General features: G+C 58.2%; 13 protein-coding genes and 1 tRNA gene. 9 read left to right on the top strand and 5 right to left on the bottom strand.

Features of this window, described 5'->3' with window-relative positions; all coding sequences use genetic code 11:
* Nucleotides 1–23 precede the first annotated feature (23 nt).
* Together AC2FNN_RS04950 and AC2FNN_RS04955 are read right to left on the bottom strand one after the other, a co-directional pair.
* A complete protein-coding gene (locus AC2FNN_RS04950; protein WP_496756998.1) occupies nt 24–1,136 on the bottom strand; it encodes an acetoin utilization protein AcuC in 1,113 nt (370 codons plus the stop codon).
* A 3-nt stretch (nt 1,137–1,139) separates the two neighbouring features.
* Nucleotides 1,140–2,225, bottom strand: a complete 1,086-nt coding sequence (locus AC2FNN_RS04955) for an AI-2E family transporter (protein WP_496756999.1) — start codon at nt 2,223–2,225, stop codon at nt 1,140–1,142.
* A gap of 159 nt (nt 2,226–2,384) precedes the next feature.
* Between AC2FNN_RS04955 and AC2FNN_RS04960 the strand changes: the two genes are divergently transcribed.
* From AC2FNN_RS04960 to AC2FNN_RS04970, 3 genes are all read left to right on the top strand, one after another.
* Nucleotides 2,385–3,251 carry a YihY/virulence factor BrkB family protein gene (locus tag AC2FNN_RS04960; protein WP_496757000.1) on the top strand — a complete coding sequence of 289 codons (867 nt, stop codon included), beginning with the start codon at nt 2,385–2,387 and terminating at the stop codon, nt 3,249–3,251.
* The gene (locus AC2FNN_RS04965) at nt 3,248–5,149 is read left to right on the top strand and encodes a cytochrome c3 family protein (protein ID WP_496757001.1); all 1,902 of its coding nucleotides are present in this window, start codon (nt 3,248–3,250) and stop codon (nt 5,147–5,149) included. Before AC2FNN_RS04960 ends, AC2FNN_RS04965 begins: the two co-directional genes overlap by 4 nt.
* Before the next feature lie 87 nt (nt 5,150–5,236).
* Nucleotides 5,237–5,428, top strand: a complete 192-nt coding sequence (locus AC2FNN_RS04970) for a hypothetical protein (protein WP_480445179.1) — start codon at nt 5,237–5,239, stop codon at nt 5,426–5,428.
* On the opposite strand, the gene AC2FNN_RS04975 is transcribed toward AC2FNN_RS04970, so the two are convergent.
* Together AC2FNN_RS04975 and AC2FNN_RS04980 are read right to left on the bottom strand one after the other, a co-directional pair.
* Nucleotides 5,425–6,147 (bottom strand): RlmE family RNA methyltransferase, encoded by a 723-nt coding sequence (locus tag AC2FNN_RS04975; RefSeq protein ID WP_496757003.1) that lies wholly within the window; start codon nt 6,145–6,147, stop codon nt 5,425–5,427. The two genes, AC2FNN_RS04970 and AC2FNN_RS04975, sit on opposite strands and share 4 nt — an antisense overlap.
* Nucleotides 6,147–7,259 (bottom strand): Ppx/GppA phosphatase family protein, encoded by a 1,113-nt coding sequence (locus AC2FNN_RS04980; RefSeq protein WP_496757004.1) that lies wholly within the window; start codon nt 7,257–7,259, stop codon nt 6,147–6,149. The genes AC2FNN_RS04975 and AC2FNN_RS04980 overlap by 1 nt, the downstream gene beginning before the upstream one ends.
* A 180-nt stretch (nt 7,260–7,439) precedes the next feature.
* Here AC2FNN_RS04980 and AC2FNN_RS04985 point away from each other — a divergent pair, with 180 nt between their 5' ends.
* From AC2FNN_RS04985 to AC2FNN_RS05010, 6 genes are all read left to right on the top strand, one after another.
* On the top strand, nt 7,440–9,326 hold the full coding sequence (locus AC2FNN_RS04985; protein WP_496757005.1) for a PhoX family protein: 1,887 nt from the start codon (nt 7,440–7,442) through the stop codon (nt 9,324–9,326).
* A 248-nt stretch (nt 9,327–9,574) separates the two neighbouring features.
* A complete protein-coding gene (locus AC2FNN_RS04990) occupies nt 9,575–9,871 on the top strand; it encodes a virulence factor (RefSeq protein WP_117868895.1) in 297 nt (98 codons plus the stop codon).
* Nucleotides 9,872–9,896: 25 nt separating this feature from the next.
* The gene (locus AC2FNN_RS04995) at nt 9,897–10,823 is read left to right on the top strand and encodes a methylenetetrahydrofolate reductase (protein WP_496757006.1); all 927 of its coding nucleotides are present in this window, start codon (nt 9,897–9,899) and stop codon (nt 10,821–10,823) included.
* Nucleotides 10,824–10,832: 9 nt separating this feature from the next.
* A complete protein-coding gene (locus tag AC2FNN_RS05000) occupies nt 10,833–11,894 on the top strand; it encodes a methyltetrahydrofolate cobalamin methyltransferase (protein ID WP_496757008.1) in 1,062 nt (353 codons plus the stop codon).
* Between the two features lie 126 nt (nt 11,895–12,020).
* Nucleotides 12,021–12,848, top strand: coding sequence for a polyphosphate kinase 2 family protein (locus tag AC2FNN_RS05005; RefSeq protein WP_496757009.1), 828 nt, complete (start codon nt 12,021–12,023; stop codon nt 12,846–12,848).
* Nucleotides 12,849–12,918: 70 nt separating this feature from the next.
* Nucleotides 12,919–12,992: transfer RNA gene (locus AC2FNN_RS05010), tRNA-Gly, on the top strand.
* A 125-nt stretch (nt 12,993–13,117) separates the two neighbouring features.
* Here the strand turns inward: AC2FNN_RS05010 and AC2FNN_RS05015 are convergent.
* A complete protein-coding gene (locus AC2FNN_RS05015) occupies nt 13,118–13,237 on the bottom strand; it encodes a hypothetical protein (protein WP_496757013.1) in 120 nt (39 codons plus the stop codon).
* Nucleotides 13,238–13,289 lie beyond the last annotated feature (52 nt).

Genomic DNA, 13,289 nt, shown 5'->3' on the forward strand with positions numbered 1-13,289 from the left:
CTAACAGGCTTTGACGGACCGATCTACCGTGAATGCCTGGCGGTGAGGTGGCGCAAATCGTTCCTCAATTCCTGTCGTATGGGCCCGGTGTTTAGCGCGTCACGCAAACTGTCCAGCCAATGGGGTTGAGGTGCCTGTCCCGCGGCCCTGCTCCAGGTCAAATCCCGCAGGATTTTCTGTGCACCGATCTCAAGTGTGTCAGGAATTTCGAAATCATTCAGGGTGGCCCAGACGCCGCTCCACAAGCGCCCTACGGACCAGGGATTGTATCCGCCGCCACCCAGAACCAGAAAACGAGGTGAAAGAGGCTTCAGCGCCGTGACCGTTCGCCAATGCGCATTGTTGGACAGGGTCAAACGCGAAAGCGGGTCTTCGGCCACGGCGTCGGCCCCGCATTGCAGGACAATCGCTTGCGGTTTGAACGCTTCGGTCGCTGGCAGGATCAATTGATCCAGAATGGCGGTGAATTCGTCGTCGTTCAGATGCCTTGGAACCGGCAGGTTGAAGGCCGCACCACCGGCGTCTTCCTCAAGTTGGCCCGTGAACGGCCATCGCCGCGTTTCATGGACCGAGATCATCCGAACTCTGTCCGACTCGTGAAACGCCAGTTCAACCCCGTCGCAATGATGGGCGTCGATGTCGACATAGACCACGCGGTCCAGGCCAGCGCTCAAAAGGGTCTGTATCGCCAGAACCGGATCGTTCAGATAACAAAACCCGTTCGCCCGGTCCGCAAGGCCATGGTGGGTACCGCCCGCAGGGTTGAAAACGATCCCTCCATCCCGGATCAGTTCGGCGGCCAGCATGGAACCACCGGCGGCGGTTGCCGGTCGGCGATACATCTCGGCGAAGACCGGGTTCGAAAGGGTCCCCAAACCGTATTTATCCCGTGTTTCGTCCGTGACGTGCTGGTCCGCTTCCGCCTTTTGCAGGGCGGCGATATAGTCCGGCGTATGAAACCTTTCCAATACAGCGGGTTTTGCGCAGGGGCTGATGCGGTAGTTCTCGGGCGTCAACCAACCCAGTTCGCGACACAGATCGATGACTGTTGACACCCGCGGGATGGCCAGCGGGTGTTTTGAACCATAGGTCGAGTTGCGGTAGATATCCGATCCGATGAACAGGGGGCGCTTCATGACCTAGCTAGCTGCGGCCTTACCGTTATCCTCGCCCAACCTGCCATCCAGTGACATCAGTATGGCGACCGGCCGAAGGGCCGGGACGTGGCTGAACACAATTAGGATGCATACGGTCAGAGGCACGCTCAGAAACGCACCGATCAGACCCCAGACCGTTGTCCAGAAGGTCAGGGCCAGAATGACAAGAAACGTCGACATGTTCAGGGATCGGCCAAGCATGGCCGGATCAAGGAAATTGCCGATCAGGAATTGGATCGTTCCACATCCCAGCACGATCACCAGGAAGGGGATGATCGTTTCGAATTGAACAAGCGCGATCATGGCCGGAAAAAGCACCGCTATGATCGAACCGATCGAGGGGATGAAGTTCAGGGCAAAGGTCAGAACGGCCCAGGTTTCCGCGTATTCCAGACCAAGCAAGCGGAAAACCGTATAGCTGATCGTTGCCGTTATCAGGCTGATCAGGGTTTTGACGCCGACATAGCGTTGCAAACTGACCGAAATCGCATCAAGCATGGCCGAAAACTCTGCTGCGGCGACAGGGTTTCCGGCGGCCAGTTGGATCTTTTTCCGAAAGGCCAGTCGTTCGGCCATCAGAAAGGCAACATATAGGCTGATCAGGAAGAACTGGTTCAACAATGAGGTGGCGCTGCCCAGCAACACGCGTGCGACATAGGACATGTCGATACTGACCAGATTGTCACGAATGAAGGTGGTCACGTCGTTACCGACCAGCCCCGTTATGCGCTCGACCGCACCATCAAACTGGTTTTCATAGGTGCTGATGGAACGTGCAAATTGCGTCGCCTGACTGCCCAGCACGTACATGATCATGAACAAACCCGCCAGAACGACGGTCACACCGGCAATATTGGCCAGCCAGACCGGAGCGCGGGTTAGGGCGACGACGCGATCGCTCAGCGCGATGATCAGAACATTGACCAGCAGCGCCATAGCCAGCGGGATCAGAAAGTTTGCACCGGCATAGAGGCCCAGCACGATCAGGGTCGCGATGATGCACGTATCCCGGACAACGGACAGTCGAAGCCTGGGTCTAACCGTGATGTCTTTTTGATCCGGTGTCATTCGGTATCCTGTGTCTGGCCCGTTTCCCGTCCTGCGCGGCCCAATCCTGCACGCGAGGCCCGGTTTATGCAATGCGTTCAGGCGTTTGTTGGCCCTCATTCTACAAATAGATTTTCACGACGGGTTCTGTGTTCCATTTCGGCAGGTTAGGGTTGCAGAATGACCACTGCCGCGAATCCCCTGTTTGGCCGACCTGTTCAGGCACTTTGGCTGTCGATCCGTCGCTTCAGCAGAAAGAACGGTTTCGTCATGAGCAGCCACGTGGCCATGTCGCTGATGATGGCGCTGTTTCCCTTTGTGCTGTTCACCGTGGCGCTGGCTGGAGCGTTGTCGCAAGGCTATGTCACGGAAGAGTTGATCGACCTGATTTTCGGAGCGTGGCCCAAGGATGTCGCAGATCCGATCGTGGCCGAACTGCGGGCTGTTCTGGCCGGATCCGGCTCGGGTGTCATCACCTTGGGGGGGCTGCTTGCGATCTATTTTGCTTCCAACGGCGTGGCCGCCGTACGTGCAGCCATGAACCAGGCCTACCATGACGAAGACAGTTGGCCGTTCTGGAAAACCCGGCTGCTTTGTCTGGTGCTGGTCATTCTGGGAGGGTCGGCCATTCTGATCATCGCCGCGGTCGAGGTGGTTTTGCCGGTCTATACGAAACTGGTGACTGAACACACGGAAGTTGCCGTGGCCAACTGGTTTTCCGTGGATCGCCTGCGCTGGACGTTCACCGTGGCGGTTCCTGCGGGCACCGTCCTACTGGCGCATCTTGTGCTGCCAACCCGCAGGCACAGCCTGATGCAAATTTTGCCCGGCGTTCTGCTGACTTTGGTCTTGTGGGCGGCCGGTGGGTGGACGTTTTCAATTTATATCAGTCAGTTCGCCACCTACAGCGCCACCTATGCAGGGTTGGCGGGGGCCATGGCAGCCTTGATTTTCCTGTATCTCTATTCCGCGATCCTGATCTTGGGCGCCGAATACAACGGTGCACTAATTGATCTGCAAAAAGCCGCCGAAGGAGATACGGAATGAGGTTTGCCCTGATACTGGCCTGCCTTGCAATCGCTGGTGAAATTCAGGCGCAGACGCCAGATTATGTGGGCTCAGACCAGTGTACCGATTGTCATCAACAAGAAGCCGAAGCCTGGGCTGCGTCACACCATGCGCTGGCCTGGACAAGACCCACTGACGGCGCTGTTGTGGCGGATTTCGACGGTACCCGGTTCGATCATGACGGGATGTCCGTCCAGTTCAAAAACGAGGCGGGCAGTTTCACCGCCCGCGTAACGGAGAAAGACGGGGCAACGACGGAATATGATGTGCATTCCGTCGTCGGGATCGAACCCTTGCAGCAATACCTTTTCGAGACCGAACCGGGCCGGTTGCAAAGTTTCGACGTGGTTTGGGACGCAGAGCAACGGCGCTGGTATCACCTGTACCCTGATCAGGACCTGCCGCCTGATGACGGGTTGCATTGGACAGGTCCTTACAAGAACTGGAACGCGCGTTGCGCGGAATGTCATGCCACGGGTTTTGAGAAGAACTACAACCCTCAAACCAGAAGCTACACGTCTCAGCAGGTCGAAATCGGGGTCGGGTGCGAGGCCTGCCATGGGCCGGGGTCCGCACATATCGATTGGGTTCAGGAACAGGGGTCTTCAGATGGCCTGGGCAATGCCGGTTTTCTGTTGAGTTGGGGCAAGGGGCGGACCGAAGAAGAAATACAGCAATGCGCCGGATGTCATTCCCGGCGCGAGGCGCATGGCAACGGAAACCCGGTTCCGGGAACCCCGTATCATGATGCCTATAATCTGGCCGTGCTGCGCCCCGGTTCCTATCATCCCGACGGTCAAATTCTGGACGAGGTTTACGTCTACGGCTCGTTCCTGCAATCCCGGATGTACGCACAGGGCGTCGGATGCATGAACTGCCACGAGCCGCACAGCGCAAAATCGAAAGCCGAAGGAAACGGGGTTTGCACACAGTGCCATTCGCCTGCCGGAAATCCGGAATTCGCGACCCTTATCGCAAAGGACTATGACACGCCTGCGCATCACAATCACCCGGAAGACAGCGAAGGCGCCCAGTGCAAAAGCTGCCACATGATCGAGCGGACCTACATGGGTGTCGACGGTCGACGCGATCACAGCTTTCGCATACCGCGACCGGATCTTGGGCTGGGCGTTGATGCCTGCACGGACTGCCATCAAGACCAGGATCAGGCCTGGGCCGCAAGCCAGATAGAAGGCTGGTTTCCGGAATCGACAAATCGACGCCCGCATTATGGGACAGTTTTCAAAGCTGCGGCCGAAGGGCATCTCTACACGCCCGAAGGTTTGCTTGGCGTTGCAATGGATGCGTCGCAGCCCGGGATCGTAAGAGCAGCCGCCGCTTATCTGTTGCAATCGTTTGGGTCGCCACAGATCGCCGCTGACACAGCGCCGCTTTTGCAGGACGTTGACCCGCTGATACGAGCAAATGCAGCGGCGCTGCAACGTCAGGCCAGCCCGGCAGATCAGGTGCGCAGGCTCGAGCCGTTATTGTCTGACCCTCTGCGAAACGTGCGCATCGCTGCCGCCAAAGAGCTCCTGAGCATACCGCCGCAGGGCTTGACGGCTGAGCAACGGGCCAGGCTCGGGCAGGGCATGTCGGAATGGCAGCAGGTCATTTCGAACAGGCTGGACGCCCCGGAAACCCATCTTGTTCTGGGGGGCATGGCATTGACGCTTCGCAACGCGCAGGCGGCGGAACAGGCGTTCAGAGAGGTTGTGACGCTGGACCCGCAAAGGGCAGAGGCGTGGCCGATGCTGGTGCAGCTGGCGCAGATCAATCGTGGCCCGGAAGCTGCGCGCATAGTGCTGCAAGAGGCGCTGGACAGGTTGCCGGATGATCCGAACCTGCTGCAATTGTCGCAACAGTTTGGGCGTTGATCCGGCACATCCGTGCCCGAATTCTTTCATCTTGACGGCAGAATTCCTTGCTACAGCCAAGAACAGGGTGCTGATCAAAGGTGAGCCATGTCCAACGAAGCAACAATGCGGAAGATGCCGGGTTCAAGCCCGGTTTCACTAGCCCAGCGCATCGAAGACCTGCGCAACCGGGAACCATCATACGTGACGCACGGAGATACGCTGATGTTGCAGGGAATGGCTGCCACGTCCTTGCGTGAACAGCGTCTGAGCGGAAACCTTATCCGGCTGGATGACTAAGAGCCGCCTCGAAACCCGGTTGCCACAACGAATTTTTCCGAACTGTCCGAGCGAGACGCCGGCGGCTTGACATGGGCGACTTTCTGAAATTTCTGTTTCAGCAGCTTTTGCAGATCGCCCTCAGCCCCCCCAGCCAGAACTTTGGCGACGAAGGTGCCGCCTTCTTCGAGAACGTCAAAGGCGAAGTGGGCGGCGGTTTCGCACAGTGCCATGATCCGAAGGTGGTCTGTCTGCTTGTGCCCCGAAGATGCCGCCGCCATATCCGACATCACGACGTCTGCCTTGCCGCCCAGCCAGTCTTTGACCCTCTGGTCGGCGTCATCTTCCATGAAGTCCAGAACGTGGATTTCGGCCCCCGCGATTGGTTCGACCTCTTGCAGATCGATGCCCAGCACGGTTCCGATCCGTTTGCCTGACTTTTCGCCCAGCGCGTTCACGCGTTTGACGGCCACCTGACACCAGCCGCCGGGCGCACAGCCCAGATCCACAACCCGCGCCCCGGGCACGAGAAAGCGGAATTTGTCGTCCAGTTCCAAAATCTTGTAAGCTGCGCGCCCCCGATAACCTTCGGATTGCGCCCGCTTGACATAGGGATCGTTCAATTGCCGCTCGAGCCAGCGGGTCGAGCTGAGCTTGCGCCCGCGCGCTGTCTTGACCTTGACCTTCAGGTCGCGCTGCCCGCGGCCCGAGTTGTTTTTTCCACTTGGTGTCTTCGCCATCAGAACGGTCCGTCTTCCAATACACCGTCCGCGCTCATCTGCGCATAAAGCAGGCCTTCGCGCAGCCCCCGGTCCGCCACCGAAAGGCGGTCAGTGGGCCAGCAACGGAGCAATGCCTGCAATATGGCCGAGCCGGACATGATCAGGGCTTGCCGGTCTTCACCAATGCGAGGGTCCCGGCGCCGCCCATGAGGGCCGAGTTCTAAATACCCGCGTATGACTTTGTCAATCTGGTCGCTGGTCATGCGCAGCCCGTCCACTTTGGTCCGGTCATATCGCTTGAGGCCCAGATGCGAGGCCGCAACAGTAGTGACCGTGCCGCTGGTGCCGACGATTTGAAACCCTTCGCGCGCCTGTTCGTCCTTGTAGGGGGCAAAGTCGGCAAGGTTTTCCTCGAAAAACCAACTCATCAACGCGAAACGGGCCGCGTCATCCTCGACATCATTGAACTGGTCCCGCAGCGTGGCGACGCCCAGCGGTACGCTGATCCAGTCAACGACCTTGGCCGCGGGAAAAGGGCTGTCGACAGTATGAAACCCATGATGCAGCCGCATGATGGCCGCGGGTCGGTCGCGGCGTGGAACGGACGAGATGTCGATCCAGACCAATTCGGTCGAACCGCCTCCGATATCGACGACCAGCAACTGCTCGGTCTTGGTCGAAACCAGCGGGGCACAGGAAATCACTGCCAGACGGGCTTCTTCTTCGGGCTGAATGATCTCAAGCGTCAGGCCGGTTTCGCGCTTCACCTGCCGGATGAATTCGCGCGAGTTCTTGGCGCGGCGGCACGCCTCGGTCGCGATCAGACGCATCCGTTTGACCTTGTTGCGTTTCAGCTTTTGCTGACAGATTCGCAATGCCTGTACGGTGCGCGACATCGACGCCCGCGACAGTCGTCCGGTACGTTCCAGACCCGCGCCCAACTGCACGGATTTGGAGAAGCTGTCGACCACATGAAACCCACTTCCCTTGGGCTGGGCTATCAACATGCGGCAGCTATTTGTTCCCAAATCCAGTGCCGCATAAAGAGCATCCGGATCGGGTCTTGCCGGCGCGGGGCTTTCGACCACTTTCGGGAACGCGCCCGCACCTTTGGGACGCTTGGGCGCCATCGTTACGCCCTCCGATTTTCGAGTTACCCTGACCCTAGGCGGGGGATCGCCGACGTGCAAGTGATTTCAATTTTGAAATTAACGCGCGTGTCACATGCCGTTCATATTGAGGTGCGAAGGGCATCCACGGAACCCTCAGCGGGATTCTTTACGAGCTTACAGCCAGATATGGAGATTGCCATGAAAGACGATCACACCCTTTCCTTTGATGAATACGATGAAATCATAAACCCGCGGCCCGAAGAATGTGACTTTGACCGCGTTGTCGAACGCGCGTTGTCGCGTCGCGGATTTTTGGGGGGTGTTCTGGCGATGGGTAGTTTCGCAGCCGTTGGCGGCTCGGTTCTGCCGACAGGTGCCCGCGCGGCGGCGGATCGTTTCTCGTTCGAGGCGATTCCGGTTTCGACGGCAGACGAAGTGATTGTGCCTTCGGGCTACAAGGCCGAGGTCATGGTGCGCTGGGGTGATCCGCTGTGGTCGGACGCGCCAGAGTTCGATCATGCCACCCGCGGCACGGCAGCCAGTCAGGAACGCGCATTTGGTGACAACACGGATGGCCAGGATGTGTTTTTTCACGACGGTCACGTTCTGCTGGTTGTAAACAACGAATACACCAACCGCGACATTCTTTGGGGCAACAACCCGGACGCCAAGCCAGCATCCGATGACGACATCGCAAAGGGCATGATGGCGCATGGTGTTACGATTGTGGAAATCGCGAACACCGATGGCAAGTGGGGTATCGTGAAGGACAGCCCCTATAACCGCCGCGTTACGCCGCAGACCGAAATGGCCATTACGGGTCCGGCCGCCGGTCATGACTTGATGAAGACCGCCGCTGATCCGTCCGGCACGACGTGCAAGGGAACATGGAACAACTGTGGCAACGGTATGACGCCCTGGGGCACGTATCTGGCCTGTGAAGAGAACTTCAACGGTTACTTCTCGGCCGAGGATGAAAACCACGAGGTTAGTGCGGAACTCAAGCGCTATGGTGTCTCGTCCAAGGATTGGGGTTATGGCTGGGCCGGGATCGACGACCGTTTCGACGTGTCGAAAAACCCCAATGAACCGAACCGTGCCGGTTTTGTGGTCGAGATCGATCCGACCGATCCGAACTCGACCCCGCGCAAGCTGACCGCCCTGGGCCGATTCAAGCACGAGAATGCGGATGTCGTTGTCAACAACGATGGTCGCGTTGTGGTCTACATGGGCGATGATGAACGCGGTGAATTCCTGTACCGCTTCGTTTCCGATGGCGTTTACGCAGCCGGGGTGGACACGAACGCGCTGCTTGAGAATGGAACGCTTTCAGTGGCCAGGTTCAACGATGACGGCACAGGAGAGTGGTTGGAGCTGACACCTGAAACCACCGGGCTTGCATCGCAGGCCGAGGTTCGCATCCACACACGTCAAGCCGCTTCGGCCGTCGGTGGCACGACAATGGACCGCCCGGAATGGGTGGCGTCAAACCCGAATGCACCCGAGGTTTATTGCTGCCTGACCAACAACAAGAACCGGGGCGTTAAGCCGAATGCCGGTGGGGATGATACCTCGGCCAACGGCCCGAACCCGCGGGACAAGAACAACTACGGTCAGATCGTTCGCTGGCGTCCGGAAGGCGGCGATCATGCTGCGGCTGGCTTCGGCTGGGATCTGTACGTGCTTGCAGGCAATCCCACTGTCCATCAAGACGCCTATGCCGGATCCGAGAACGTGAACGCCGACAATATGTTCAACTCACCCGATGGATTGAAGTTCGACAGCAACGGCTTGCTGTGGATTCAGACCGACGGCAATTATGGCAACGAAGGTGACTTCGCCGGACAGGGCAACAACCAGATGCTGGCAGGCGACCCTGTCACCGGCGAAATCCGTCGTTTTCTGGTTGGCCCCAACGAATGCGAGGTCACCGGTCTCAGCTGGTCGCCGGACCGTCGTACGATGTTTGTCGGCATTCAGCATCCGGGCGAAGACGGCAACAGCCACTGGCCTGAAGGTGGTGACTCGGTGCCGCGTTCGGCCATTATCGCCGTTACGCGCGAAGATGGCGGTTTGGTCGGCTAAGGCCATTTGACCCATCAATTCTTGCCTCGGACGGGTTTTCCCGTCCGGGGTTTTTCTTTTTCATGCAGCGCTTTCATACAGACGATGAGAATTTTGATATGCGCGTTTTCCGGGAATCTGGGTAAAAGCCACGTACACCGCAGTGGGCGCAAAACGTCGTTTGGAAAGCGTCGTGTGTCGAAAATCGACCGACCCAGGCCTACATTGAAGTTTAGAACCGGCCCATCGGGTTAGGAGGAATCACAGCAATGCCTGACGTCACCATCGTGTACTGGCGCGACATTCCCGCTCAGGTCATCGTCGGCAAAGGCCGTCGTGGCGCAAAGCGGCAGTTGGAAGAACGGTTTGAACAAGCCATCGACCGTGCGGCCATGAAGGTGAACGCCAAGGACAGTGATGCCTATCTGGCCGAATGGCGCAAAGCCGAACCTTTCGCGGTCGAAGGCGATCCTGCCGAGATCGCCGAAGCCGAGGCTGTGCGTCTGGAAACGGAATACGATCAGGACCGCGTCAAAGCGCTGATCGCCAATGACGGTTGGGCATGAGCCCCAGACTTTATGGGAGGCCGAAATGGCTTTGCTGAACTTCAAGAAACGTGATGCGGTCGAAAGCGACCCAGTAAATCCGACCGTCGAAGCCTTTTTGCAAGGCTATTCGATCGAGGTCATGCCGCGTACCGCCGAAAAGGTCGACGACTTCCGCGCGCTGCTGCCTGAAGGGACACGCGTTTACATCGCCCATATCGAGGGCACGCCCATCGAAGACATGGTCAAGACCGCCAAGCGAATTGCGGCGGATGGCTACCCTGTCATGCCGCATTTTCCGGCACGCATCATCAAGGATGCGGCGACGTTGGAAAACTGGATCGCCATGTACCAGGGCGAAGCAGGCGTTGAACAGGCGTTGTTGCTGGCGGGCGGTGTCGCCAACCCGCACGGCGAGTTCGACAGCTCTATGCAGTTGCTTGAAACCGGTCTGTTTGACAAGGCGGGATTCAAGCGCCTGCACGTTGCGGGCCACCCCGAAGGCAACAAGGACATCGACCCGGACGGTTCGACCAAGAACGTCGATGACGCGTTGCGCTGGAAGCAGAAATTCAACGAGACCACGGATGCCGAAATGGCGCTGGCAACACAGTTCGCCTTTGACGCCAAGCCGATCATCGCCTGGGCCGACAGCCTGAAAGAAGCGGGCATCGATCTGCCGATCCATATCGGAATCGCGGGTCCGGCCAAGCTGCAAACCCTGATCAAATTCGCCATCGCGTGTGGCGTTGGCCCGTCTCTGAAGGTTCTGCAAAAGCGCGCCATGGATGTTTCCAAGCTGTTGCTGCCCTACGAGCCGACCGATGTCGTGACCGAACTGGCCAACCACAAAGCGGCCAACCCGGATTTCAACATCACCAACGTGCACTTCTTCCCGCTGGGCGGGATCAAGACCAACGCCAACTGGGCGATCAATAACGGCGGCGCTTCGGCAAAGCCTGTAACCTCCTAAGGAACGGACATGACCCGAACAGTCGTAGAATCAAAAACAAAAACAGCCGTCCTGGGCTTTGACGAACCGTTCTGCGTGATCGGTGAGCGGATCAACCCGACCGGCCGCAAGAAACTGGCCGCCGAGCTGGAAGCGGGCGACTTTTCGACCGTTGAAAAAGATGCTTTGGCTCAGGTAGCGGCTGGCGCGACCGTTCTGGATATCAATGCGGGCGTCGTCTACAACTCGAACCCCAACCCGAACGAGACCGAACCGCCGCTGATGCGCAAGATTGTCGAGCTGGTACAGGGTCTGGTCGAAGTTCCGCTGTGTATCGACTCGTCGGTTCCCGGTGCTCTGGAAGCGGGTCTTGAGGCGGCGGAAGGTCGCCCGCTGCTGAATTCGGTCACAGGTGAGGAAGAGCGTCTGGAACTGGTTCTGCCGCTGGTCAAAAAATACAATGTTCCTGTTGTGGCGATCTCGAATGACGACACAGGCATCTCGGAAGACCCCGATGTCCGTTTCGAAGTGGCCAAAAAGATCGTTCAGCGTGCTGCCGATTTCGGTATCCCCGCGCATGACATCGTTGTTGACCCGCTGGTCATGCCGATTGGCGCGATGGCAACTGCCGGTCAGCAGGTGTTTGCTCTGGTCCGCCGCCTGCGCGAGGAACTGGGCGTGAACACCACCTGTGGCGCGTCCAACATCTCGTTCGGTCTGCCGAACCGTCACGGCATCAACAACGCGTTCCTGCCGATGGCAATGGGTGCCGGCATGACATCGGCGATCATGAACCCGGTGGCTCTGCCAGTGACGCAGGCGAAGATTGCCGAGAAAAAAGAGGCCGTTGCTGCGGCGGGTATCATCCTGCCCGAAGGCATGGATGACGAGGCGTTCGTTCAGATGTTCGGTCTGGGATCGACCAAACCGCGCGCCGGTAAAGAGATGGAGGCCATTCGCGCCGCAAACCTGCTGACCAACAACGACCCACATGGTGGTGAGTGGATCCGGTTCAACAAAGCGCCGGACGAGGCGGGCGCTGCCGGTGCCGCCGGTGGCCGCCGCGGTGGTGGCCGTCGCCGCCGCGCCTGATCTGAACGACACAGACTGCAAAGGCCGGGCTCAGCGCCCGGCCTTTTTCATTTGACCTTGATCAATGTCGAAATTGCAGAAGGTTTCAGTATACGCTGATCCAGGATGCATCGATCAGGTGGCAGCATGAGCAAACATCACCCCCCAAAACTCTCGGATGCGGATCTGACCAGGAAACTGAACAAAAAAGTCTACTTCGATCAGCTGGTCGAATTGCAGACAAGATTGGCCAGAATTCAGCAAGCCTATCTGTTTCATGGGCTCAAGGGCGTGTTGGTGTTCGAAGGGTGGGACGCTGCCGGGAAAGGGGGGACCATCCGCAGGATTAGTCAGGCCCTGGACCCGCGCAGCTTCAAGGTTTGGCCGATTGGCGCGCCCCGGAACTACTATCTCAACCGGCATTATCTGTTGCGTTTCTGGGAACGCCTGCCGCCTTCGGGTGCGATTTCTGCTTTCGACCGCAGCTGGTATGGCCGGGTTTTGGTTGAGCGGATCGAAAAACTGACCCCGGAAACACGCTGGCGGGCCGCGTATCAGGAAATCAATGATTTTGAACGAATGCTGGTCGATGACGGGACTCGAATCGTGAAACTGTTCTTCCACATTTCACAGGAAGAGCAGATGCGCCGATTTACCGAGCGGCTGACCAACCCGATGAAACGCTGGAAGCTGACTTATGAAGATTTCAGAAACCGCGAAAAATGGGATGTCGCAGAGGTGGCCGTGGATGAAATGCTGGCACGGACGTCGACGGAAGTTGCCCCTTGGCACGTGATCCCGTCCAACAACAAGAAATATGCCAGGATCACGGCCATGAAGGCCATTGTCGAGGCGTTTTCGGAAGGGGTTGATCTGAACCCCCAGCATCTGGATCGCCGTACTTTGGAAGCAGCGGGCAAGACCTTGGCCGTCGACCAGTCCCTGATTGACAGCCTGCGGGCCCGAACCGAGTAAGACCCCGAAAAAGGTTGGTTGCGATCCGGGTTGAACGTCTGGATGTTCTGGTGTTATTTCATCTGACAAGGCGGGTATGATGTAATGGTAGCCTGTCAGCTTCCCAAGCTGAACGCGCGGGTTCGATTCCCGCTACCCGCTCCATAACCGGACTGTAAAGCGCTGTTAATTCATCAAAAAGGTGATGCTGCGTGGCTGTGCCACCGCCTTTACGGATCCAACCGGCACGTGTTTCCAAGGATCTGCTCAACGGGCTTGCAAAGACGGTTCTAGCTGTTGAGGCCAAGCAAGGACTCTCTGCCAACGATGTGCGTCGGCAGTTCAACAGATTTGCCCGGTGCGTTGGATTCGATCATCTGAATCAACGCCTGCGCGGCCTTGCGCCCCATGTCACGATGAGGAACATGAACAGTTGTCAGGGCAGGGGCGACAATGCGCGCA

The sequence above is a fragment of the Ruegeria sp. BHSA118 genome (assembly GCF_059613405.1).